The 22,352-nt window shown below is 63.0% G+C and carries 21 protein-coding genes; 15 read left to right on the plus strand and 6 right to left on the minus strand.

The genetic code is table 11. The features are described from left to right. Nucleotides 1-146: 146 nt before the first annotated feature. Entirely contained in the window at nucleotides 147-554 is a 408-nt protein-coding gene (locus AC1RKJ_RS06920; protein ID WP_492790331.1) for an META domain-containing protein, read from the plus strand. A 27-nt stretch (nucleotides 555-581) separates the two neighbouring features. On the opposite strand, the gene AC1RKJ_RS06925 is transcribed toward AC1RKJ_RS06920, so the two are convergent. Then, on the minus strand, nucleotides 582-2,528 hold the full coding sequence (locus AC1RKJ_RS06925; protein WP_492790332.1) for an AI-2E family transporter: 1,947 nt from the start codon (nucleotides 2,526-2,528) through the stop codon (nucleotides 582-584). 251 nt (nucleotides 2,529-2,779) lie between these two features. Between AC1RKJ_RS06925 and AC1RKJ_RS06930 the strand changes: the two genes are divergently transcribed. The 5 genes from AC1RKJ_RS06930 to AC1RKJ_RS06950 all read left to right on the plus strand — a co-directional run bounded on the left by AC1RKJ_RS06930 (nucleotide 2,780) and on the right by AC1RKJ_RS06950 (nucleotide 7,169). Then, nucleotides 2,780-3,541 (plus strand): SDR family oxidoreductase, encoded by a 762-nt coding sequence (locus tag AC1RKJ_RS06930; protein WP_492790333.1) that lies wholly within the window; start codon nucleotides 2,780-2,782, stop codon nucleotides 3,539-3,541. A gap of 57 nt (nucleotides 3,542-3,598) precedes the next feature. Continuing rightward, nucleotides 3,599-4,063, plus strand: a complete 465-nt coding sequence (locus AC1RKJ_RS06935) for a carboxymuconolactone decarboxylase family protein (protein WP_492790334.1) — start codon at nucleotides 3,599-3,601, stop codon at nucleotides 4,061-4,063. Further along, complete coding sequence (locus tag AC1RKJ_RS06940) at nucleotides 4,050-4,949, plus strand: sigma-70 family RNA polymerase sigma factor (RefSeq protein ID WP_492790335.1); 900 nt, start codon at nucleotides 4,050-4,052, stop codon at nucleotides 4,947-4,949. The genes AC1RKJ_RS06935 and AC1RKJ_RS06940 overlap by 14 nt, the downstream gene beginning before the upstream one ends. Nucleotides 4,950-5,491: 542 nt before the next feature. Beyond that, complete coding sequence (locus AC1RKJ_RS06945) at nucleotides 5,492-5,944, plus strand: hypothetical protein (protein ID WP_492790336.1); 453 nt, start codon at nucleotides 5,492-5,494, stop codon at nucleotides 5,942-5,944. Continuing rightward, nucleotides 5,937-7,169, plus strand: a complete 1,233-nt coding sequence (locus AC1RKJ_RS06950; protein WP_492790337.1) for an HlyD family secretion protein — start codon at nucleotides 5,937-5,939, stop codon at nucleotides 7,167-7,169. Before AC1RKJ_RS06945 ends, AC1RKJ_RS06950 begins: the two co-directional genes overlap by 8 nt. A 96-nt stretch (nucleotides 7,170-7,265) precedes the next feature. Here the strand turns inward: AC1RKJ_RS06950 and AC1RKJ_RS06955 are convergent, their stop codons facing one another. Further along, a complete protein-coding gene (locus AC1RKJ_RS06955) occupies nucleotides 7,266-8,381 on the minus strand; it encodes a cobalamin-independent methionine synthase II family protein (protein WP_492792666.1) in 1,116 nt (371 codons plus the stop codon). A gap of 181 nt (nucleotides 8,382-8,562) precedes the next feature. Here AC1RKJ_RS06955 and AC1RKJ_RS06960 point away from each other — a divergent pair, with 181 nt between their 5' ends. From AC1RKJ_RS06960 to AC1RKJ_RS06975, 4 genes are all read left to right on the plus strand, one after another. Next, the gene (locus AC1RKJ_RS06960; protein ID WP_492790338.1) at nucleotides 8,563-9,024 is read left to right on the plus strand and encodes a baeRF12 domain-containing protein; all 462 of its coding nucleotides are present in this window, start codon (nucleotides 8,563-8,565) and stop codon (nucleotides 9,022-9,024) included. A gap of 112 nt (nucleotides 9,025-9,136) precedes the next feature. Beyond that, on the plus strand, nucleotides 9,137-9,817 hold the full coding sequence (locus tag AC1RKJ_RS06965; protein WP_492790339.1) for a glutathione S-transferase family protein: 681 nt from the start codon (nucleotides 9,137-9,139) through the stop codon (nucleotides 9,815-9,817). A 17-nt stretch (nucleotides 9,818-9,834) separates the two neighbouring features. Then, nucleotides 9,835-10,170, plus strand: coding sequence for an ArsR/SmtB family transcription factor (locus AC1RKJ_RS06970; protein WP_492790340.1), 336 nt, complete (start codon nucleotides 9,835-9,837; stop codon nucleotides 10,168-10,170). Beyond that, nucleotides 10,167-10,643, plus strand: a complete 477-nt coding sequence (locus tag AC1RKJ_RS06975) for an SRPBCC family protein (protein ID WP_492790341.1) — start codon at nucleotides 10,167-10,169, stop codon at nucleotides 10,641-10,643. Before AC1RKJ_RS06970 ends, AC1RKJ_RS06975 begins: the two co-directional genes overlap by 4 nt. A gap of 7 nt (nucleotides 10,644-10,650) precedes the next feature. Here AC1RKJ_RS06975 and purU read toward each other — a convergent pair whose 3' ends face one another. After that, the gene (purU, locus tag AC1RKJ_RS06980; RefSeq protein WP_492790342.1) at nucleotides 10,651-11,514 is read right to left on the minus strand and encodes a formyltetrahydrofolate deformylase; all 864 of its coding nucleotides are present in this window, start codon (nucleotides 11,512-11,514) and stop codon (nucleotides 10,651-10,653) included. Nucleotides 11,515-11,762: 248 nt separating this feature from the next. On the opposite strand from purU, the gene AC1RKJ_RS06985 reads away from it, so the two are divergent. From AC1RKJ_RS06985 to AC1RKJ_RS07000, 4 genes are all read left to right on the plus strand, one after another. Further along, nucleotides 11,763-12,611, plus strand: a complete 849-nt coding sequence (locus tag AC1RKJ_RS06985; protein WP_492790343.1) for a uroporphyrinogen-III synthase — start codon at nucleotides 11,763-11,765, stop codon at nucleotides 12,609-12,611. A gap of 197 nt (nucleotides 12,612-12,808) precedes the next feature. Then, entirely contained in the window at nucleotides 12,809-14,062 is a 1,254-nt protein-coding gene (locus AC1RKJ_RS06990) for an efflux RND transporter periplasmic adaptor subunit (protein ID WP_492790344.1), read from the plus strand. Continuing rightward, nucleotides 14,062-17,208 (plus strand): efflux RND transporter permease subunit, encoded by a 3,147-nt coding sequence (locus AC1RKJ_RS06995; protein WP_492790345.1) that lies wholly within the window; start codon nucleotides 14,062-14,064, stop codon nucleotides 17,206-17,208. Before AC1RKJ_RS06990 ends, AC1RKJ_RS06995 begins: the two co-directional genes overlap by 1 nt. A gap of 98 nt (nucleotides 17,209-17,306) precedes the next feature. Then, nucleotides 17,307-19,772 (plus strand): CaiB/BaiF CoA-transferase family protein, encoded by a 2,466-nt coding sequence (locus tag AC1RKJ_RS07000; RefSeq protein WP_492790346.1) that lies wholly within the window; start codon nucleotides 17,307-17,309, stop codon nucleotides 19,770-19,772. Nucleotides 19,773-19,851: 79 nt separating this feature from the next. On the opposite strand, the gene AC1RKJ_RS07005 is transcribed toward AC1RKJ_RS07000, so the two are convergent. Together AC1RKJ_RS07005 and AC1RKJ_RS07010 are read right to left on the minus strand one after the other, a co-directional pair. After that, nucleotides 19,852-20,307 carry a secondary thiamine-phosphate synthase enzyme YjbQ gene (locus AC1RKJ_RS07005; protein WP_492790347.1) on the minus strand — a complete coding sequence of 152 codons (456 nt, stop codon included), beginning with the start codon at nucleotides 20,305-20,307 and terminating at the stop codon, nucleotides 19,852-19,854. A gap of 14 nt (nucleotides 20,308-20,321) precedes the next feature. Then, nucleotides 20,322-20,768, minus strand: coding sequence for a DUF1810 domain-containing protein (locus AC1RKJ_RS07010; protein ID WP_492790348.1), 447 nt, complete (start codon nucleotides 20,766-20,768; stop codon nucleotides 20,322-20,324). Nucleotides 20,769-20,854: 86 nt separating this feature from the next. Between AC1RKJ_RS07010 and AC1RKJ_RS07015 the strand changes: the two genes are divergently transcribed. Further along, a complete protein-coding gene (locus AC1RKJ_RS07015) occupies nucleotides 20,855-21,139 on the plus strand; it encodes a DUF3551 domain-containing protein (RefSeq protein WP_492790349.1) in 285 nt (94 codons plus the stop codon). A 26-nt stretch (nucleotides 21,140-21,165) separates the two neighbouring features. On the opposite strand, the gene fcl is transcribed toward AC1RKJ_RS07015, so the two are convergent. Beyond that, on the minus strand, nucleotides 21,166-22,101 hold the full coding sequence (fcl, locus tag AC1RKJ_RS07020; protein WP_492790350.1) for a GDP-L-fucose synthase: 936 nt from the start codon (nucleotides 22,099-22,101) through the stop codon (nucleotides 21,166-21,168). Between the last annotated feature and the right edge of the window lie 251 nt (nucleotides 22,102-22,352).

A 22,352-nucleotide genomic window follows, 5' to 3' on the forward strand; every position in this document is an offset into this window, starting at 1 on the left:
GCGTTCGGCTTCCTACCACCATCTGCCCACGATGGAAACCGCCATTCCAAAGAATACAGCCTTTAAATTGGCCGCTTCGCGACCCACTCAGGCGAGAATGCGCGTCCACCGTGGATGCGCATTCCCATCTTTTTGAGGCAGGCATCATGCTCGTCAGGTTAGCTGCATCGGCCCTTCTCTCTCTCGCGCTGACGCTGACTGCCGGCGCGGAGCCGGTATCGCTGACGGGCAAATGGCTGGCGGAAGACATCGACGGCGGCGGCGTGATCGACCGGCTGCAAACCACGCTGGAAATCCGCGACGACGGCATCGTCACCGGTATGGGTGGCTGCAACCGCTACGCGGGATCGGCGACGATCAGCGGCAACGCGATCAAATTTCTGCCGATGGCGAGCACGCGCATGGCTTGCACGGCGGCGGTGATGCGGCAGGAATCCCGATTCCACAGCACGCTTGAAAAAGTCACGGCATGGCGCATCGATCAGGCGCAGAGAAAGCTCGTGCTGCTCGACAAGGGCGGATTCGATCTCATGGTTCTCACGTCCATGAAATAGCTGCGCGCCCCGCAGGCGCGTGCAACACTAGCCGGAGATCCGCAGCCCTGCATCGCGTGAAGGCAAGCCGCCCTCGCCGCCATCCGGCTGCGCCGGCTGGGCGAGGTCCAGGCAATACTGCGCGGCCGCGCTGAGGCTCGTCGCAAGCGCATCCGCCTGCACCGTATCCTTCGTGATCGCGATACTTTCCGCCATCCAGTGACAGACAAGGATCTTCGCCCGCGGAATCTTGCGGCGCAGCTTGCGCACGACGTGGCGCGTATAGGCCGGACTTCCATCGTCGAGTGCCGAAACGCAAACCAGCGCGACGCCTTCGCTGTCGATGCGAAAGATTCCGGAGCTTGAGACGTCTTCTTTTTTGGCGACACGCGCGCCGAGCCCGTGCTTGGAGAGAATTTGCGCGAGAATCAGCGCTGCCGCCTCGTCGAGATCGCTGCGTTCAGCTACGCAAAGCACGGGATGCTCCGCCTGCCATTCGGGCGGCAGCCCTTCCCTGATCAGGAAAGGAAGTTCGGGCATCGGCACGAGGTTCGCATGGATCGCGGCTTCGGCTTCCGCGTCATCGGTGTCGCCGTCGCGCGCGTCGTCGTCCTGGTCTGCGAGATCGTCGATCAGCTCGACAACGCTGTCGCGAATATCGGCGAGGCGCGCGGCCGGCAGGCGGTCGCGCTTCACATCGTTATGCGCGAGCTTCAGACCCTTGAGCGCCACCTCTTCATAATACTCGGACAGCGTGCGCTCCTTCAGAAACTCCTCGGCCTTCTCGACCGCCTCGCCGGGATCGTCGGCGAGCATGCGCTGATAGAAAATCTCCGGCGGCGACAGCGCGGGACGGTCGCCCAGCAGGATGTCGAAAAACTTCAGGCGCTCCACATGGCGGCCGAGCACGACGAGACACACGGTCAGCGGTGTGGCGAGCACAAGTCCGATCGGGCCCCAGAGTGCGGTCCAGAACGTCGCGGAGACCACCACGGCGAAGGGCGAGAGGCCGCTGCTGTGACCGAACAGCATCGGCTCGATGGCATGACCGACCAGCATCTCGGTGATCAGGATAAGCGCGGCGGTCCACGCCAGCATCGACCAGCCAGGATCGACGGCAATCGCCAGCGTGAGCGGAAAGAATGCGGCAACGAACGCGCCGATATACGGCACGAAGCGCATGATGCCTGCGAGAATGCCCCACAGGATCGCGCTCGGCACGCCGATGATCCATAGCCCGAGCGCGATCACCAACCCGAAGGCGGTGTTCAATCCGAGCTGCGACAGGAACAGGCGGCTGAGGCGGCTCGCGGCATCATCGATGGCGGACGTCGTGGCCTGCAAATCGTTCGCTCCTGCAAGCTTGATCAGCCGGTTTCGCAGATCCTCTCGTTGAAACAGAATGAACACCACGAAGATGATGACCACGCCCACTGTTGCAAGCGGATGCAGTAGCGGCGCGATCAGGGAGGATATGCTTTCCAGCGCTGTCGGCGGCGGCGAGCGGACTTCAACGGGAATGGGACGCACCTGACGGTCCGATGAAGGCGGCACGGACGACTCGGCTTGACCCTCAGGTTTGTTCAATTCGTTGCCGAGACTTTGCAGCACGCTTGCGGCGCGCTCCAGCGGCCCGACCGTCGTGGCGCTCCGAAGCGTCGAAATTTTGGTCCGCATGGTCTGCTGATAACTGGGCAGCTTTTCCGCAAGCTGCGTCACCTGTGACGCGATCAGGCTGCCGAGCGCGAAGATCGCCAGGAAGGCCGTCAGAACCACGACGGCCACTGCGGCAACACGCGGAGCCCGCCAACGCTCCAGAAAATCGACCGGCGGAGCCAGAACGAAACTGAGCAGGATCGCAAGCGCGATGGGAACGAAAATTTCTCGCCCGACATACAGGCCGGTGATCACCAGCGCGGCGATGATGGCCGCGGAAACGCCCGGACCGCGTCCGGCCGCCGGTACATCCTGTCGTGCGATCTGATCAATGTTCAAAGGAAGCCTCCCCCTGCGCGCATCGGCGCGCCCCTGACCAGAACGAAGGTCGGGCAAAATCGTTCCGGAACGGGCCTTTTCCGTGCAATTCCAGCCGGAAAACCCAGCTTCCGGAATTATTTTCCCGCCATGTCACTTTCCGCACAGGCCGCCTCGTCTTGATGGCGAAGGTGCATGAAGGGTTCGGGAAACCGACGGCTTCACGCATCCGGCATCAACCCCGCAAATCGCGGCATCACACGGAGGCAATCATGAAGATCGTTGTCATCGGAGGCACCGGCCTTATCGGATCCAAAGTCGTCGCCCAGTTGCGCCAGCGCGGCCATGACGTGCTGGCGGCCTCGCCGTCCACCGGCGTCAATGTCGTGACCGGCGAAGGACTGGCCGACGCCTTCGCCGGCACGCAGATCGTGATCGACGTCGCGAACTCGCCGTCGTTCGAAACCGCGGCGGCACTCGCTTTCTTTGAAGCATCGGGACGCAATGTGCTCGCGGCGGGAAAAGCCGCCGGCGTGAAGCATCACGTCGCGCTGTCGGTGGTCGGCACCGAGCGCCTGCTGGCGTTCGGATACTTCGGCGCCAAGCTCGGGCAGGAAGGCCTGATCAAGAATTCGGGACAGCCCTACACCATCGTGCGCGCCACACAGTTCTTCGAGTTCGTCGGCGGCATCGCGCAGGAAGCAACACAGGGCAACACCGTCCGTGTTTCACCCGCGCGCTTCCAGCCGATGGCGGCCGAGGATGTGGCTGCCGCGGTCGTGGATGCAGCCCTCGCGGAGCCTGTAAACGGGACGATCGAGGTTGCCGGACCGGAATCCGTCCAGATGGATCAACTGATCCGGAAATTCCTCACCGCCCGGAACGATCCGAAAGAGGTGATCACCGATCCCGCCGCGCGCTATTTCGGCATCACGCTCGACGATCGCTCGCTGACGCCGGACGAAGGCGCGCGCATCGGTAAAATCACATTCGGCGAATGGCTGCGCCGCCAACAAGCTGCTGCAGCCGCGTGACGCCTACCAACAACTGATCCGATCGGATAACCTCGCAACAATTCACAGGAGACTCTCATGCAGCCAAGACTGGAAGCCCCGTTCAAGCTCGCGCCCGAAGCCTACAAGGCGATGTCGGCGCTCGAAGCCGCCATCAAGGCCAGCGGCCTCGAACACAGCCTGATCGAACTGGTGAAGATGCGCGCCTCGCAGATCAACGGCTGCGCCTTCTGCATTCACATGCACTCGACCGACGCACGCAAGGCGGGCGAAACCGAAATGCGGCTCTACATGCTGAACGCCTGGCGCGAGTCCACGTTCTACACGCCGCGCGAGCGCGCCGCGCTGGCCTGGACCGAAAGCCTGACGCTGATCGCCGCCACCGGCGCGCCGGACAAGGACTACGACCTCGTGAAGGCCGAGTTCAAAGACGCCGAACAGGTCAACCTCACCATGCTGATCGGCGCAATCAATGCGTGGAACAGGCTGGCGATCGGTTTCCGTTTCGCGCATCCGAAGGAAGGCGGCCGTGCCGCAGCCTGACACCGGCACGCAAACATTCGAGACGCACCGGCCGCGGCTGGTGCGCCTCGCCTATCGCATGCTGGGCTCCGTGGCCGAGGCTGAGGACGTCGTGCAGGACGCGTGGCTGCGCTGGCAGCAGACCGACCAGTCCAGGGTGGAATCTTCCATCGCGTTCCTGTCGCGGATCGTCACCCGGCTTTGTCTCGATGTCATGAAGTCCGCGCGCGTGCGCCGCGAATCCTATGTCGGATCGTGGCTGCCGGAGCCGATGATCGAGGAGCCGGACGAGATGGACCAGGACGATCTGACGCTCACGCTGATGCTTGCGCTTGAACGGCTGTCGCCGCTGGAGCGCGCGGCTTTCCTGCTGCACGACGTGTTCGGCGTGCCGCTGGACGAAGTCGCCGTCACGGTCGAACGCGATCCCGCGGCGGTCCGTCAGCTCGCCGCGCGGGCGCGCAAGCATGTCCAGGATGCCCGTCCGCGCTACACCGTCGCGCAGGACGAAGGCAGCCGCATCGCCGAGGCTTTCTTCACGGCCTCACGCAGCGGCGACACCAACGCCCTGCGATCCATTCTGGCGCAGAACGTGGTGGTCCGGTCGGACGGCGGCGGCAAGGTGCATGCCTTCATCAATCCGATTGCCGGGCTTGAGCGCGTGATTCGCCTCTACGAAGGCCTCTCGCGAAAACTGGGCATCAGGCAGGACGGCTTTTTCCGCCCCATGCAGATCGACGGCCTGCCCGGTTACGTCAGCTATGAACGCGATGATATCTTCCAGACCACGGCCTTCGCCATCGAAGACGGCAAGATCAGCGAGATCTACATCACCCGCAATCCCGAAAAGCTGCGCCATATCGTGGCGGCGCTGAACATCACGGGATCGGAATCGACGCAGCACTAGGCGCCGTTCGCGCGACCCGCCTCAGTGTCGCCCCCGCGAAAGCGGGGACCCAGAACCACCGAATGGTGTTCGTTTCGCCGCACTAACAGCTTGCGCAGGAAGTATGGGTCCCCGCTTTCGCGGGGACGACATCTGTTGTGTGGCGCGGCTCCCCCGAATCAGTCATCGCATCTCAGGATGACGCTGCGAAACGAGAGTTTCCGTCAAAAGGCAAAACGGTGACGGACACTGGCGCAAAAGGCGGGATGGTGACCGCACGCGGGCGCGCCGTCTCGTCGGCAATCGCGCGCGCCGCCCACCAGCAAAACGCGGCGAGCGCATTTTTCTTGCGGCCCATCGCACCGGCACATTACAAATTGCATCAAAATGGGACGACAAACTCCGCTTTCTCTTTTCAGATGGACAAGACCGCATCGACAGCGATGGCGACAACCTGACGCTTGCGAAGTTCCCGCCCTGTGCAAGTATGGAACTCTCGGGGGTAGCCGAGACGTCTCACTGATTTTTTGTTTAGCGCACAATTTTCTGAACCGGAGGCAGCCTTGAGCGAGTCGCTTCACCCAACCGCGCCCCATCATCTGCCGTCCTTTATCACCGCGCCCGGTGACACGGACATCCTGACGGTGGCCGTCGGCGTCATTCTGCTCGTCTCCGTTCTCTTTGTCGGCAACATCTATCTGCAGATCCATTCGCTGCCGGAGCGGATGGCGCACAAATCGCAGAAGCTGCAATTCGAAATCGTGGCCGTGCTCTGTCTGCTCGCGCTGTTCACGCACAATCATCTGTTCTGGGTGATCGCGCTGCTGCTTGCCATGGTCGACCTGCCCGATTTCAGCACGCCGCTGCGCAGCATCGCGGGCTCGGTGCAGAAGATGGCCGGCATTCCGCCGGACCCCGATCCGTCCGAACCCATTGAAAGGACGACTCACGACGCGCCCGCGGATGCACCCGCGACAAGCGCCCCCGCCAAGAGCGAGGAGCCGCGTCATGCTTGAGCTGACCCTCTGTTCGCTTCTGACGATTTTTCCGGACTATCTTTACCGGCGTTATGCGCAGGGAAAACGGTTCGGCAAGGAGATCACGCTTTTCTCCGTCTGGTATGAACTGCGCTGGGGCATCACGACCTGCGTGATGCTGACGGTCGCCCTGATCACGGTGATCTTCTATTTCCATCCATCGACCACGAGCGCGACCCTGTACTACAGGACTGTCCCTCTGGTTCCGGAAACAATCGGGCGCGTCGCGGAGGTGAATGTCGACTTCAGCGCGCCGGTGAAGAAGGGCGACGTCATCTTCACGCTCGACAGCGCGAAACAGGCAGCGGCGCTGGAAACCGCCCGGCGCAAGATCGCGGAGGTCGATGCCACGCTGATCGCTGCGCAATCGGATGTCATCAAGGCCGAGGCCCAGATACAGGAAGCCAAAAGCTCCTACCAGCAGGCGTCCGATGAACTCGACGTCAAACGCGATTTGCAGAAGCGCAATCCCGGCATCGTCCCGCAGCGTGACATCGAGAAGCTCGAAGTGGCCCTGACAGGGCGACAGGGCACCCTCGATGCCGTCACGGCCGCGAAACAATCCGCCGTGATCCGCGTGACGACACTTCTGCCCGCCGAGAAAGCCAGCGCGGAAGCCGCATTGGCGCAGGCGCAGGTGGAGTTGGACAAGAGCTTCATCCGCGCCGGCGTGAACGGCCGCGTCGAGCAGTTCACGCTGCGCCCGGGCGATGTCGTGAATCCCGTCATGCGGTCCGCCGGCATCCTGATTCCGGACGGCGCGGGACAGAAAGCGCTGGCCGCCGGGTTTGGACAGATCGAAGCGCAGGTCATGAAGGTCGGGATGGTCGCCGAGGCCACATGCATCTCAAAGCCATGGACCGTGATTCCGATGGTGATTACCGGCGTGCAGAACTACATCGCGGCGGGCCAGTTCCGCGGCGGCGAGCAACTCGTCGAAGCGCAGCAGACCGTGAGGCCCGGTTCAATTCTCGTCTTCATGGAGCCGATCTACAAAGGCGGCCTTGAGGGCGTGACGCCCGGCAGCAGTTGCATCGCCAATGCCTATACCAGCAATCACGATGTGATCTCGGCCAAGGAGACCGGCACGGGTAAACGCATCTGGCTCCATGCCGTCGACGCGGTCGGGATCGTTCATGCGATGCTCTTGCGGATTCAGGCGTTGCTGCTTCCGGTCAAGGCGCTGGTGTTGAGCGGGCATTGATGGCGATTCAGCCGCGATAGCGAGACTATTACAGCGTCGTCCCCGCAAAAGCGGGGACGACATAGAGTGCGGGGCGACTCCAGTTATGGGCCGCGCCTACTTCCCCCACACCTCGTTCGCAATCTCCACCGTGAGACGCAGCTTGGCCCATTGCTCGTCCTCGGTGAGGACATTGCCCTCTTCCGTCGAAGCAAAGCCGCACTGCGGCGACAGCGCGAGCTGATCGAGCGGGACGAATTTCGCCGCCTCGCCGATGCGCCGCTTGATGTCGTCCTTCGTCTCGAGGATTCCCGTCTTGGACGTGATGAGGCCGAGCACCACGATCTTGTTGCCTTTGGGCAGGAAGCGCAGCGGCTCGAACCCGCCCGCGCGTTCGGAATCGTATTCGAGAAAATAGCCGTCATAGTTGACACGCGACAGCAGCGCTTCCGCCACCGGCTCGTAGCCGCCGGATGAAATCCAGGTCGAGCGGAAATTGCCGCGGCAGACATGCGTCGCGATCGTCATGTCGGCGGGACGCTCGGCAATCGCGTAGTTGATAACGCGCGCATAGATGTCCTGAAGACCGTCGGCGTCGTCGCCCCGCGCGCGCAGCTTCGCCAATTCATCCTGCGAGCAGAGGTAGGCCCACACGGTATCGTCGAATTGCAGGTAGCGGCAGCCGGCGTCGTAGAACGCCTTCACCGCGCGGCGATAGGTTTTCGCAAGGTCGACGAAGAAGTCGTCGAGGTTTGGATAGACCTCCTGCGAGATCGCCTTGCGGCCGCCGCGGAAATGCAGCACCGACGGCGACGGAATCGTCATCTTCGGCAGGATTCCGGCGAGATCGCATTTGTCCTTGAGCAGCCTGAAATGTTCGAGCATTGGATGCGCGTCCGGGAAATCGAGCTTTCCGGTGACGCGGATGCTCTCGCCGCGCGTCGTGACCCCGGCGAACTGGATGCCTTCGGTCTGGTAAAGCTCGCAGCCGTCAAGATTTTTGAGAAAATCGAAATGCCACCATGAGCGGCGGAATTCGCCGTCGGTCGCAAGCCGCAAGCCGGATTGCTTCTGCTTCTGCACGATCTTGCCGATTTCGAGATTTTCGACCCGCAGCAATTCCGCCGCCGCGATCTCGCCCTTGGCGAAACGCGCACGCGCGTCTTTAATCCGCTGCGGCCGCAACAGGCTGCCGACGTGATCCGCGCGAAACGGCGGCCTCGATTTCTGCATCATCGTCTCCGGAATCGGTCCTACGGATGGGTGCGCTTACTATCGCAAACCGGACGGCGGAGCGGAACATCTTTTGAGCAGGAACGCTTTGAGAACAGGTCGCGCAGCATCCGGAACGAAGGTGGATCGAGACGGTTGGTTAACGACTGGCTGATGCCAGCGGCGCAGGAGATCGCATCAAATGACCACAAAGACCGAAATCATCCGCATTCCCCATAATACCTACGTCATCGTCGGCGACGGGCGAAAAGCGCTGTTTCTGCGCAACGAGGGCAACGCGACCGGAGTACGACTGAAAACCGAACAGGTGCTGCGCAACGACAATCCGCCGACGCGCGAACAGGGATCGGATCAGCCGGGGCGCTCGTTCGCGAGCGTCGGAAGCAGCCGCAGCTCCGTCGAGCAGACCGACTGGCACGAGATCGGCGAGCAGCGGTTTGCACGCACCATCGCCGACGCGCTCGAAGCGCTGGCGCGCGAGCGGGACATTCCCGGCTTCGTGATCGTCGCGCCGCCGCGCACGCTGGCGGAATTGCGCCGGCTCATCAATTCAACCGTGAAGGGCCGCGTCCTCGCCGAGATCGATAAGGACCTCACCGGCCATCCGGTCGAAGACATCGAGCGGCATCTGTCGGCTGCGTGACCGCACGCCACCGGCAAATAGTTTCCACATGAGGAAACTATTTGTTGCCATGCCCCGCGAGCCTCAAATAATATAGTTTCCAATATCGGAAACTATACTACCTGAGGCGGCCATGGCCCTGACACTCTACATCCACCCGCTGGCATCGTTCTGCCACAAGGTCCTCATCGCACTGTACGAGAACGCCACGGCGTTTCGCGCGGAGATGGTCAACTTCGGCGATCCGGCGTCGGCGGCAGCCCTGCTGGAGCGCTGGCCGGTCGGGAAAATTCCGGTCCTCCACGATGACACGGCCGGCCGCACCGTCCCGGAAACCAGCATCATCATCGAATACTTGCAGCAGAACTATCCCGGCCCCGCGCCGCTCCTGCCGCACGATCCCCAGGCGCGATTGCAGACACGGCTATGGGACCGGTTTTTCGATCTCTACGTCAGCACGCCGATGCAGAAGATCGTGACCGATCGCATCCGGCCTGAGGGCTATAACGATCCGCACGGCGTCGCGGAGGCACATGCCGCACTCGACACCGCTTATGCCATGATCGAGCGGCAGGTGTCCGGCAATCACTGGGCCGCTGGCGAGGAGTTCACGATGGCGGATTGTTCGGCGGCGTCGGCCCTGTTCTTCGCCTCCATCGTGCATCCGTTCGCCGCTGACCAGACCAGCCTTCAGAGCTATCTGGACCGGCTTCTCGCGCGGCCATCGATTAGGCGAACGATGAGCGAGGCGCGGCCATTCTTTGAGATGTTTCCCTACCGGGACGTCATGCCTGCGCATTATCTTGCGCTCTGACACAGAGGGAGGCACGCGTGCCGGCTTCGCAACAAATCGATCACATGTTTCACGCCCTCGCCGACCCGCATCGCAGGAGCATGATTGAGCGGCTGAGCCGCGGCCCTGCGTCGGTGAAGCAACTGGCGGACCCGGTGCACATGGCGCTGCCGTCCGCGGTCAAGCATCTCAAGGTGCTGGAGGACGGCGGTCTCGTGGTTTCAAAAAAGGCCGGGCGCATTCGCACCTACACCATGCGGCCGCAGGCGCTCGCCTCCATTGGAAAATGGGTGAAGCAGCGCGAGACCGCAATGAATCAGGCCTTCGACCGGCTGGCGCAGGCGATGGCAGAATTTCCCGAGGACACCAGATGAAAAGCAATTCCGTGGACCACGCCACTTTCGTTGTCGAACGCATGCTACCGGGACGTCCGCCGCATGCCTTCCGGTTCTGGTCCGAATTCGATCTCAAGCGCAAATGGACGTCATGTCATCCGGACTGGACCGTGCTTGAAGACAGTTTCGATTTCCGGATCGGCGGATCGGAAGTGGTCCGATGGCGAACCGCCGAGGGCGAGATGCGGGGATTTCGCGCGCACTACTTCGACATCGTGCCGGGCGAGCGGATCATCTACGCCTATGACATGACGCTTGGCACGCGGCGGCTCTCGGCCTCGCTGGCGACTGTCGTGTTCACGGCAGACGGCGCACAAACCAGAATGACGTTCACCGAGCAGGCCGCCGTGCTCGACGCCGACGCCGGGATCGACGCGCGCGCATCCGGCACCGGGAGCGGTTTTGAACGGCTCGCCGCCGTCATGGAACAGGACCGGTCCACCCTGCAATGATGAAAGGTCAGTCCGTAAACACCACGGTCTTGCGGCCGTTCAGGATCACGCGGTCCTGAAGGTGATAGCGCATGGCGCGGGCGAGTACGCGGCGCTCGATGTCCGCGCCCTTGCGCACCAGATCTTCCGGCGCGTCGCGATGGCTGATGCGCTCGATGTCCTGCTCGATGATCGGGCCTTCGTCGAGATCGCTGGTGACATAGTGCGCGGTCGCGCCGATCAGCTTGACGCCGCGCTCATGCGCCTGATGGTAGGGCTTCGCGCCCTTGAAACCCGGCAGGAACGAGTGGTGGATGTTGATGCAGCGCCCGGACAGTTTGCCGGCAAAATCCTCCGACAGCACCTGCATGTAACGCGCCAGCACCACGAGGTCCGTCTTGGTGTCCTGGATGATTTTCCAGACCGCCGCTTCCTGCTCGTCCTTGGTGGCGCGCGTCACCGGCAGATAGTGAAACGGGATGTCGCCGAAATCGAGCCCGCCATAGGTCTCGCGCGGATGGTTGGAGACGATCGCGGTCGGGGTCATCGGCAGCTCGCCGGTGCGCCAGCGATAGAGAATGTCCACAAGGCAATGATCGAACTTCGACACCATCAGTAGCACGCGCTGGCGCGTGCTACGCTCGCGCATCTGCCAGACCATGTCGAACGGCTTGGCGATGACGCCGAAGCCGGCCTGAAGCGTGGCGAGATCGGCGGTCGCTGACGGCGAATCGAACATCACCCGCATGAAGAACCGGCCGGTCTCGATGTCGCTGTATTGCTGGGCGTCGAGAATGTTCTGTCCGTTGGCGAACAGGAAGGTCGAGACCGCCGACACAATGCCGGGGCGGTCCGGACAGGACAGGGTCAGTACGAATTGTTGTGCGGACATGGGGGACTTGATCTGGAGGGTGAATGTGGCCCCTCCTCTAGCACCCATGCGGAACTTTCGCCAATGGCATCGCCGGGTTTCTTCGTCATTGCGAGCGAAGCAATCCATAGCGACAAAAGCTAGATTGCTTCGTCGCAAGTGCTCCTCAATAACGGAGGATGCCGAGATCTGCAAAAACGGGCTTTCGCCCGAAGGTGCGCAGGCATAAGTTGAAACCATCCATTCGACTTTGGTCGCGAAAGGCCCACATGGCAGGCAGACTTGATGGCTACCGGATTCTGATTCTGGAAACGCGCGAGGAAGCGCAGTTTTCGCGCCTGCTGTCCGAGCAAGGCGCCGACGTGCTGCAATGTCCGATGTTCACCATCCGCGACGCGCCGGACCCTGCCCCGGTCGAGGCGTGGATCAGGCTCTTTATCAAGCAGCCGTTCGACGATCTCGTGCTGATGACCGGCGAAGGCCTGCGCCGCATGATGACCGTGGCGAAGCGCATGGGCGTCGATCAGGATTTCGTCGCCGCGATTTCGAAATCCAAACGGTTCGCGCGCGGCCCGAAGCCGGTGCGCGCACTGCGCGAGATCGGCCTCGAGGCGAACGTGCAGACCGAAACACCGACGTCGGACGGCGTCGCCGCGATGCTGGCTAAGGAAGACCTGAAGGGCCATCGCGTCGGACTGCAGCTTTATCCCGACAAGGACCATGCAAGGCTGATCGCCGCGATCGCTGCACTCGGCGCAACCGTCGAGACGGTGCTGCCCTATGTATATGACAGCCAGGCGGCGGACATTCATATCGTCAAAGCCATCGGCGAGATGGCGGCGCGGCGCATTGACGCGATCGCGCTGACAAGCTCCGGACAGGTGCGGCGGCTGATCGACGTGGCGCGCGCGCATGGCTGCGAGGATCAACTGCGCGCAGGACTGGCGCAGACGCCGGTCGCATCGGTCGGCCCGGTGGTATCCGATGAATTAAAAGTGAACGGTCTGACCACGAACATCTATCCCGCCAACGACTCCTTTTTCATGAAGCCGCTGATCAGCGCGATGGCCGCGACATTGAACAAGTCACCTCCGCGGGCGCAGACCCGCACCGCGTGACATCGTCATGACGCGCGGGACACCGGGCGCTCCGGTTCCATGGCGCCCCGCGCGATGCAGTAGCATTCGGAAAGCGAACCGGGTTTCCCGGCCGTTGCTCCATCCGCACGTTCGTGATTTGTTTGACCTTTCGGATCGCGCGCCTGCCGCATCGCCGCGATTCACCAAGCAGTACGCTCCAGCAGCAGGTTAAAGTAATGTACAGGCAACCGCGCTTTATCGTTAGCGCACTCGTTTTCCTCGCCCTGATCGCGGCCGCGTATTATTTCCTGCACGGCCGGTCCGGTCAGGTCGCGCAGAAGGCCGCACCTCCGCCGCCGGAAGTGGGCGTGGTCGAGTTGCGCCGCACCGAGGTGCCGCTTGCGCTGACCTATGCCGGACGGGTCGCGGGTTACCGCATTGTCGAGGTGCGACCGCAGATCAGCGGCACCATCCTGAAGCGCGAATATATCGAAGGCTCCAAGGTCAAACAGGGCGACGTGCTGTTCCGCATCGATCCGCGCACCTATCAGGCCTCGCTCGACCGCGCCAATGCGCAACTGGCGCAGGCGGAGGCCACCTCGGTGCAGGCCGAGGAAAACTTCAACCGCATCGACGAACTGGCGAAGCGCCAGGTCGCCACCGCCAAGCAGCTTGAGGACGCCCGCGCCGCCCGCGACCAGTCACGCGCCGCGATTGCAGCGACCAAGGCGGACATCAACACCGCCAAGCTGAATATCGAGTTCACCACCATCACCGCGCCGGTATCCGGCCCGACCAGTCTGGTGTCGCCGCCGGAAGGCTCGCTCGCGCTGGCGCAGCAAACCATCCTGACCACGATCACGCAGCTCGATCCGGCCTACGTCAATTTCTCCACCAGCGAATCGGAGTTCACCGAACTGCGCGATCTCAACCGCGCGCGCGACAAGCCGCTGACCGAGGACGACATCACCGTCACCATCCAGTTCGGCGACGGCACCGCCTATCCGGTGAAGGGCAAGCTCAACGTCTCGTCCTCCACCGTGGATGCGCGCACCGGCACCATCCAGATCCGCTCGATCTTCCCCAATCCCGACGGCGCGCTGCTGCCTAACCAGTTCGTGCGCGTGCTGCTGACGGGCGTCACAGTGCCGGGCGTCTTCGTGATCCCGCAACAGGCGGTGTCGCAGGGGCCGCAGGGACCTTTCGTCTATGTGATCAATCCGGCCAGCAGCGGCGTCATCGTCAAGCCGATCAAGTTCGACCGCGAGACAAAGGAGGGCTGGATCGTCAGGGAAGGACTGAATGAAGGCGACAGGATCATCGTCGATGGCGTCATGAGGGTGCGTCCGGGCGGGCCGGTCAAGCCGGTGCCGTTCGTCGCCAAGAATGATCCCAAGAACGATGGTCCCAAGAACGACAAGACTAACGACAATGCGAAGAACGGCGGCACGCCGCCGCAGGGCTCCGACAAGTCAGGTCAGGCCAAGTAATGTTCTCGAAATTCTTCATCGACCGGCCGGTCTTCGCCGCGGTCATTTCCATCGTTATCGTGCTGGCGGGATTCATCGCCATGCGCGCGCTGCCGATCGCGCAATATCCCGAGATCGTGCCGCCCGAGGTGCGGGTGTCCGCGACCTATCCCGGCGCGTCGGCGCAGACCATCGCGGAAACCGTGGCAGCACCGCTGGAGCAGCAGATCAACGGCGTCGAGAACATGCTCTACATGCGCTCGACCTCGACCGGCTCCGGCACGCTGACCATTTCCATCACCTTCGCAATCGGCACCAATCCCGACCAGAACACCATCAACGTCAGCAATCGCGTCCAGCGCGCCACCCCGCTGCTGCCGTCCGAAGTGCAGCGGCAGGGCGTGGTGGTGCAGAAGCGCTCGGCGTCGATCCTGCAAGTGATCGCGATGGCCTCGCCCAGCCAGCGCTACGACACCATCTTCATCAGCAACTACGCGCTGATCAACGTGATCGACGAACTGCGCCGCACGCCGGGCGTCGGCGACGCCTCGCTGTTCGGCGCATCGGACTATTCGATGCGGATCTGGCTGCGGCCGGACAAGCTCGCGCAGTACAACCTCACGACCAGCGACATCGCCACCGCCATCCGCGAACAGAATGCGCAGTTTCCCGCCGGGCGCTTCGGCGAGGAACCGCAGACCAACCCGCCCTCCTTCACCTATTCCGTGACCACGCAGGGCCGCTTCGCCGATCCCCACGAATTCGAGAACATCATCATACGCTCCGACGAATTCGGCGGGGCGCTGCGGGTCAAGGATGTCGCGCGCGTGGAACTCGGCTCGCTGAACTACGCCTTCTCCGCGACCTATCGCGGCGCGCCGACCGTGCCGATCGGCGTCTACCTTCAGTCCGGCGCCAACGCGCTCGAGGTCGCCAAGAGCGTCAGGGCGACGATGGAGCGGCTGCAAGCGCGCTTTCCGGAGGGACTCGAATACCAGATCCCGTTCGACACCACGCGGTTCGTCGAAGTGTCGATCGAGGAAGTCATCAAGACCTTCATCGAGGCGATCATTCTCGTCGTGCTGGTTGTGTTCATCTTCCTGCAAAGCTGGCGTGCGACGATCATCCCGGTGATCGCAGTGCCGGTCTCGCTGATCGGCACCTTCGCCGGCATGTACCTGCTGGGATTCTCCATCAACCTGCTGACGCTGTTCGGCATGGTGCTGGCCATCGGCATCGTGGTCGACGACGCCATCGTGGTGCTGGAAAATGTCGAGCGCATCATGCGCACCCAGAAAAAGACGCCGCGCGACGCCGCCATCCAGGCGATGGAGGAAGTCAGCGGCCCGGTGGTCGCCATCGTGCTAACGCTGTGCGCCGTGTTCGTGCCGGTGTCGTTTCTCGGCGGCCTCGCCGGCGAGCTGTACCGGCAATTCGCAGTCACCATCTCGGTGTCCGTGGTGATTTCAGGCATCGTCGCGCTGACGCTGACACCCGCACTGGCCGCGCTGCTGCTGGAGCAGCAGCATCACGAACCGGCGAAGCCGTTCCGGATTTTCAACCGCGGCTTCGCATGGCTCACCGAGCGCTATACCGGCATTGTCGATTTCTTCCTCAGACGGACCGCCCTCTCGCTGATCATCGTCGCATGCATGCTCGGCGCGACCGCGCTGCTGTTCCGGGTGGTGCCCGGCAGTCTCGTCCCGCAGGAGGACCAGGGCTACGTGCTGATGGTGACGCAACTCCCGCCAGCCGCGTCCCTGAGCCGCACGCGCGCGGTCAACGCGGTGGCGGTCGATGCGATCAACAAGATGCCGGCGGTGCGGGGTGTCGTTTCATTTTCCGGATTCGACATTCTCTCCGGCGCGCAAATGACCAGCGCAGGCGTCGCCTTCATCACCCTGAAGGACTGGGCGGAACGTCCCAAGCCGGAGGACGACGCCCGCAATATAGCGCCATCGCTCGCCAGCCTGAGCGGCCTGTTCCGTGACGGCGTGGTGTTCGCGTTCAACCCGCCGCCCATTCAGGGCATCAGCACCACCGGCGGCTTCGAGCTGTACTTGCAGAACCGCTCCGGTGCATCGCTCGAAGCGCTGGCGGAAGCCGCCAACAAGGTGGTGGCCGAAGCCAACAAGCGCCCCGAACTCGCCGGCGTCAGAAACCAGTTCTCCACATCGATCCCGCAATACCGGATCAATGTCGACCGCAACAAGGCCAAGACGCTCGGCGTGCCGATCAACAGCATTTTCGACACGATGCAAAGCGGCGTCGGCAGCCTCTATGTCAACGACTTCACGCTGTTCGGGCGAACCTACCGCGTCAGCCTGTCGTCCGAAGCCGATTTCCGGTCCTCGCCCGACGATCTGCGCTTCATCTATGTCCGCTCGGATTCCGGCGCGATGATTCCGCTGAATGCGCTGGTGACGGTGGAGCGCGTGGTCGGACCGGACACGGTGGATCGCTTCAACATTTTCCCGGCGGCTAAAATTCTCGGCAACCCCGCGCCGGGCTATTCCTCCGGCCAGTCGCTGGCGACGATGCAGGAGATCGTCAACAAGACGCTCGGCACCGATTACTCGGTCGGCTGGACCGGCTCGGCGTATCAGGAACTCGCCACCGCCGGCACCGGCTATCAGGGCTTCCTGTTCGGCCTGCTGATGGTGTTCCTCATTCTCGCCGCGCAATACGAACGCTGGTCGCTGCCGCTGGCGGTGCTGACCGCCGTGCCGTTCGCGCTGTTCGGCGCGATCCTCGCAATCTGGGTGCGCGGCATCGAGAACGACATCTATTTCCAGATCGGACTCGTGACGCTGATCGGCCTTGCAGCAAAGAACGCGATTCTGATCGTGGAGTTCGCAGCGCAACGGCATCGCGACGGCCTTTCGATCTACGACGCCGCGCTGGAAGCCGCGCGGTTGCGCTTCCGCCCGATCGTCATGACGTCGCTCGCCTTCATCCTCGGCGTGCTGCCGCTGGCGATTTCCACCGGCGCAGGATCGGCCAGCCGTCACTCCATCGGCACCGGCGTGATCGGCGGCATGATCGCTGCGACCGCGCTCGCGATCATCTTCGTGCCGCTGTTCTTCCGGCTGGTGACGCGCACGGCGGAACGCAAAGTTTTGCAGGGCGAAACGGCAAAGCAGTTGCCGTCGCCAACGGATCATTGACGCTTCATCGGCTTTGCGAACGCGGTGGTCCTTGCTAAGACAACCGCCGCGCACGCACATGAATGTTGTGCGCTGCAAATAAGAAAAGCGGAGCGCTCATGCCGAACTTGCCGCTGTCAGGGTTGCGCGTGGTCGAACTCGGATCGGGCGACACGCTCGGCTATTGCGGCAAGCTGTTCGCGGATTTCGGCGCGGAGGTCATCAAGATCGAACCGCAAGGCGGCGATCCCGGCCGCCGCATTCCGCCGCTGGCCGATGTGGGCTCCGGACAGCGCGAGAGCCTTAACTTCGCATGGCTCAACACCAACAAGAAAAGTATTCTGGCCGATCCGGAGACGCCTGCGGACGCGGACAGAATTCTCGCGCTGCTCGCCACCGCCGACCTGCTGCTCGACGCGCGGCATCCCGACGACGTGAAAGCATCACGGATTTCGCATGATCTCTTACGCGCGAACGATCCGGGCCTGGCGATCACCGCGCTGTCGTGGTTCGGCGAACATGGCCCCTATCGCAACTATCAAGCGACCGATTCCGTATGCCGCAGCCTTGCAGGACTGGTGAAACTGGTCGGCGCCGTCGAAGGGCCGCCGGTGTTGCCGCGCGACGGCCAGATCGGCGTGGTCGGCGGACTGACCGCGTTCATTCCAAGTCTCGCAGGCCTGTACGGACACGCGCACGGCGCGCGGCGGTTCGCGGTGAACGATCTCGAAGCACTGCTGCACATCAGCGAGTTCGATACGGGATTGGCGCTGGAGGCCGGTTTCACGCGCCCGCGCGCCGGCATCAACCGTTTCGGGCGCGGCTATCCGAGCGGAAACTTTCAAACCCGGCACGGCTGGCTCGGCGTCACCGTGGTCACGCCCGCGCAGTGGACGGCGTTCTGCACCCTGCTCGACATGCCGGATCTCGCCGCCGATCCGGTCTACAACACCACCATTGGCCGCTTTCATCATGCCGATCAGTTGAAGGCGATCATCACGCCGGCGCTGCTGAAGCGCACCGCGATGGAATGGTTCGAGCGCGGCATCGAATTGCGGCTGCCGCTCGCCATCGTGCCGGACATGGAAGAACTGCTTGCGCAGGAGGTGCATCGCAGCCGCGGCGCGTTCGGTCCCGTAAGCATCGACGACGCGAGCTTCGAAGGTCCGGTGCTGCCGCAGCATCTCACGCGCGCGCGGCCAAAAGCCAACGGGCGCGCACCGCTCGCCGGTGCGGACGACACAACCGCCCTGCCCGCGCACAGGCGAAAAGCAACGCGCGCCGCGACGCCGGCGGATGCGCTGCCGCTGAAAGGCCTGCGCATCATCGACCTCACCATGGGCTGGGCCGGACCGACCGCGACGCGCCAGATGGGCGATCTCGGCGCGGATGTCATTAAAGTCGAGTCCTGCCAGTATCCGGACTGGTTTCGCGGCACCGACACGCGGCCGCCCTATCACGAGGAGCGGACCTACGAGAAGACGTACTGGTTCCAGATGAACAACCGCAACAAGCGCGGCATCACGCTGGACCTCACCTCGGACGCGGGCCTCACGCTGCTGAAGCGGCTGATGCAGGACGCCGATGCCGTGATCGACAATTACGCCGCCGACGTGATGCCGCGTCTCGGCCTCGGCTTTGAGACGCTGTTGAAAATCAATCCGCGCCTTGTGGTGGTGACGATGCCCGCGTTCGGCATGACCGGCAAATGGAGCGGCGTGCGCGCCTATGGCTCGACGCTCGAACAGGCGTCGGGGCTTCCTTCCGTCACCGGCGGTCCGGACGATCCGCCAACCATGCTGCACGCCGCGCTCGGCGATCCGATCGGCGGCCTCAACGGCGCGGCGGCGCTGCTGCTTGGCTTCATGCACCAGCGCAACACCGGCGAAGGCCAGCACATCGATCTCAGCCAGGTCGAATGCATGTTGCCGATGGTCGCGCCCTCAATCCTCGAACAATCGGCCACCGGCAAAACCAGCCCGCGCATCGGCAACCGCCATCCGCAGCACGTGCCGAACGGCTGCTTCCCGACGCTCGGCATCGATCAATGGATCACGCTTGCGGTGCGAACCGACGACGAGTGGCGCGCGCTGTGCGGCGTCATGCGGCGGGCGGACCTCGCGGCTGATGCCGAACTTGGCACCGTCGAAGGCCGGCGCGCGCACGAGGACCGCATCGAGGTTGCGATCCGGCAATGGCTTGCCGACGTGCGCCCCGACATTGCGATGGTGACGTTGCAGAAGGCCGGCATCGCCGCCGGCATCGCCAAGCTGCCGCAGGATCTCGCTAACGATCCGCACCTGCTGAAAACCGGCCACTGGCAGCCGAGCGACCGGCCGTTCATGGGGCCGCATCTGCTGCCGTCGGTGGCGTATCGCGAAGGCGACAGCGAACTGCCTTACGCCATCACGCATCTCGCACCGACGCTCGGCCAGCACAATCATGAAGTGCTGCGCGAACTGCTGGGACTGAGCGACGCCGAGATTGCCGAACTGGAACGCAGCGAAGTGATCGGCACTGTCGCGACATTGCCGAAGCCGAAAAAGAAAAAGACCGACGGCAAGACCGCGAGCGCGGCGGGGTAACACAGAATACCGGGTGTGCGTGCATGACCTCTCCCCGCAAGCGGGGCGAGGGAGCGCATTCTGCCCTGACGCAGCCCTGCTAACTTTTGCTCCCCATAAACTGCATCACAACCTCGCGGCTGTGCGGCCGGGTCCTGTGTTCAATCATATAGATCGCCTGCCAGGTGCCGAGCGCGAGCGCCCCATCGATGACCGGAATTTGCTGGCTGGTGCAGGTCAGCATGGTTTTGATATGCGCCGGCATGTCGTCCGGACCTTCGACCGTATGACGCCAGCCGCCGTCGGCAGGGGCCAACCGCCGCAACGACGTGATCAGGTCCGCCAGCACATCCGGGTCGGCGTTCTCCTGAATGGTCAGCGAGGCCGAGGTGTGCCGGATAAACAAACTGACGACGCCGGTCTCGCCGCCTGTTTGCTCCAGGAACCGCGCGACCTCGTTCGTGATGTCGATAAAGCCTTCGCCCTTTGTCGGCACGGTGAGCACCGAGGTGGCGATGGTTTCAACGCCGGTCGAAAGAATACGGCCCTGTTTCATGATCTCACTGTCGCTCAAAGCCGGGCCATTGTCGCGCCGTCGAATTCGCCGTCATGGTATTTTTTGAGAGCAGCGACAAAGTCAGCATTGTCGGATGCGACCTTTGCAAACAGCGTCATCGACGACCTGAATTTCATGTCGTCGGGCGAGCCGAGAATGCCGGTGATCGTCCTGCCATCGACCGCGGTCACCAGTTGCGTGCATTCGCGCAGCCGTGGCCCGAGCACCGGATGCTCGAGATAGGCCTCGGCCTCAAGACGCGAGCCGATCGCATATCGCTGCGACATTGCACTCGCCCCAAGGCCCGCGATCTGTGGAAAAATGAACCACATCCAGTGGCTCGATTTCCGTCCCGCCCGAAGTTCCGACAGCACGCGCGGATAGACATGCTCTTGCGCATGGACAAATCGCTGAAGGTCGTAGGTGTCGTTTGTCGTCATGAGCAGCCAACGATGGGGCATGACGCCCGTTCCGCGCCGGATACGTGAGGATATCGCGGAACCTTGACCTCCCGGCAGGGTTTATTCGTTCGATCAAGGAGGTCCCCATGAAGCTCATGTTCGCATTCCTGGTCTCCATCGCCGGTCTGGCCGCGCCTGCCGCCGGGCTCGCCACACCGCTTGTCGGCGCGACCTCGCCTTCATCGACGTCGGCCGATGACAAGGCGTTCTGCATCCGGACGAAGGGCGATATCAGCCGACCCGGCGACTGCATGTTTGCGTCCTACAAGGCGTGCAAGGAATCGGGCGCCGCGGTCTATGCCGAATGCTACCGCAACCCGCGCGCAGCGAACGCCAGGCAGGGCCGCAAAAATCCGGCGTCGTCGCAATAGATCCGGGAGATCTGGTTCAGCAGCCGTTATGGCTGTTCCTTGAGAAACGCCGCATACGCCAGCTTGATGCCATCGTCGAGCGAGGTGCGCGCGCGCCATCCGGTTGCCGCGAGCTTGCCGACATCGAGCAGCTTGCGCGGCGTGCCGTCCGGCTTGGTGCGATCGAAGACGATCTCGCCGGTATAGCCCACGGTCTTCGCCACCACCTTCGCGAACTCGGCGATGGTAATGTCCTCGCCGGTGCCGACATTGATGAGACCGCTCTCGGAATAGGTCTTCATCAAATGGACGGACGCGTCCGCCATGTCGTCCACATAAAGAAACTCGCGGCGCGGCGTCCCGGTGCCCCAGACCACGACCTCGCGCGCGCCGGTCTGCTTCGCCTCGTGAAAGCGCCGGATCAGGGCCGCAACCACATGGCTGTATTCGGGATGGTAGTTGTCGCCGGGGCCATAGAGGTTGGTCGGCATGATGCTGATGAAGTCGCTGCCGTACTGGCTGCGGTAGGCCTCCGCCATCTTGACGCCCGCGATCTTGGCAATCGCATAAGGCTCGTTGGTCGGCTCCAGCGTGTCCGTCAGCAGCGAATCCTCGCGCAGCGGCTGCGGGGCGAGTTTCGGATAGATGCAGGACGACCCGAGAAACAGCAGCTTTTCGGCGCCGTTGACATGCGCCGCGTGGATCACGTTGGCCGCGATCATCAGGTTGTCGTAGATGAATTCCGCCCGCAGCGTGTTGTTGGCGACAATACCGCCGACCTTCGCGGCGGCGTGGAAAACAACCTGTGGACGGTTCGCGGCGAACCAGCGGTTGGTCGCAGCCTGATCGCCCAAATCTGTTTCGCTGCGCGAAACTGTCAGCACCTCGACGTCCTCGCGGGCAAGACGCCGTACCAGGGCGCTGCCGACCATCCCCCGATGACCGGCGACAAAGACCCGCTTACCTTTCAGATCAAACGGCATGGCGGCCTTTGGAAATCACGCGCTGTCCCCGTCCGCTGATCGCCCCGGATGAATTTCTCGTAATCCGATACGCAAAACGATCCATGCCTGTTCTTTTCGCAATTTCATAGCGTTCGCTGTTGTGGCCGCACATTAAGCATTCCCCCCGGCCGCTCAAGACCGGGCTTGCGAGTCCCGATCCCTTGGCCCACAATCCGCAACTGAATGGCTGGGATGCGTTCAGAACATGCGCAATCCCTCAAAAAAGCCGT

The sequence above is a fragment of the Afipia sp. GW822-FHT04G07 genome (genome assembly GCF_058800765.1).

Excerpts from the sequence above, each read along its gene's own strand:
- AC1RKJ_RS06920 (WP_492790331.1), top strand. The coding sequence starts at position 147 with ATGCTCGTCAGGTTAGCTGCATCGGCCCTTCTCTCTCTCGCGCTGACG.
- AC1RKJ_RS06930 (WP_492790333.1), top strand. The coding sequence starts at position 2,780 with ATGAAGATCGTTGTCATCGGAGGCACCGGCCTTATCGGATCCAAAGTC.
- AC1RKJ_RS06935 (WP_492790334.1), top strand. The coding sequence starts at position 3,599 with ATGCAGCCAAGACTGGAAGCCCCGTTCAAGCTCGCGCCCGAAGCCTAC.
- AC1RKJ_RS06950 (WP_492790337.1), top strand. The coding sequence starts at position 5,937 with ATGCTTGAGCTGACCCTCTGTTCGCTTCTGACGATTTTTCCGGACTAT.
- AC1RKJ_RS06955 (WP_492792666.1), bottom strand. The coding sequence starts at position 8,381 with ATGCAGAAATCGAGGCCGCCGTTTCGCGCGGATCACGTCGGCAGCCTG.
- AC1RKJ_RS06960 (WP_492790338.1), top strand. The coding sequence starts at position 8,563 with ATGACCACAAAGACCGAAATCATCCGCATTCCCCATAATACCTACGTC.
- AC1RKJ_RS06965 (WP_492790339.1), top strand. The coding sequence starts at position 9,137 with ATGGCCCTGACACTCTACATCCACCCGCTGGCATCGTTCTGCCACAAG.
- AC1RKJ_RS06975 (WP_492790341.1), top strand. The coding sequence starts at position 10,167 with ATGAAAAGCAATTCCGTGGACCACGCCACTTTCGTTGTCGAACGCATG.
- purU (WP_492790342.1), bottom strand. The coding sequence starts at position 11,514 with ATGTCCGCACAACAATTCGTACTGACCCTGTCCTGTCCGGACCGCCCC.
- AC1RKJ_RS06985 (WP_492790343.1), top strand. The coding sequence starts at position 11,763 with ATGGCAGGCAGACTTGATGGCTACCGGATTCTGATTCTGGAAACGCGC.
- AC1RKJ_RS06990 (WP_492790344.1), top strand. The coding sequence starts at position 12,809 with ATGTACAGGCAACCGCGCTTTATCGTTAGCGCACTCGTTTTCCTCGCC.
- AC1RKJ_RS06995 (WP_492790345.1), top strand. The coding sequence starts at position 14,062 with ATGTTCTCGAAATTCTTCATCGACCGGCCGGTCTTCGCCGCGGTCATT.
- AC1RKJ_RS07000 (WP_492790346.1), top strand. The coding sequence starts at position 17,307 with ATGCCGAACTTGCCGCTGTCAGGGTTGCGCGTGGTCGAACTCGGATCG.
- AC1RKJ_RS07005 (WP_492790347.1), bottom strand. The coding sequence starts at position 20,307 with ATGAAACAGGGCCGTATTCTTTCGACCGGCGTTGAAACCATCGCCACC.
- AC1RKJ_RS07010 (WP_492790348.1), bottom strand. The coding sequence starts at position 20,768 with ATGCCCCATCGTTGGCTGCTCATGACGACAAACGACACCTACGACCTT.
- AC1RKJ_RS07015 (WP_492790349.1), top strand. The coding sequence starts at position 20,855 with ATGAAGCTCATGTTCGCATTCCTGGTCTCCATCGCCGGTCTGGCCGCG.
- fcl (WP_492790350.1), bottom strand. The coding sequence starts at position 22,101 with ATGCCGTTTGATCTGAAAGGTAAGCGGGTCTTTGTCGCCGGTCATCGG.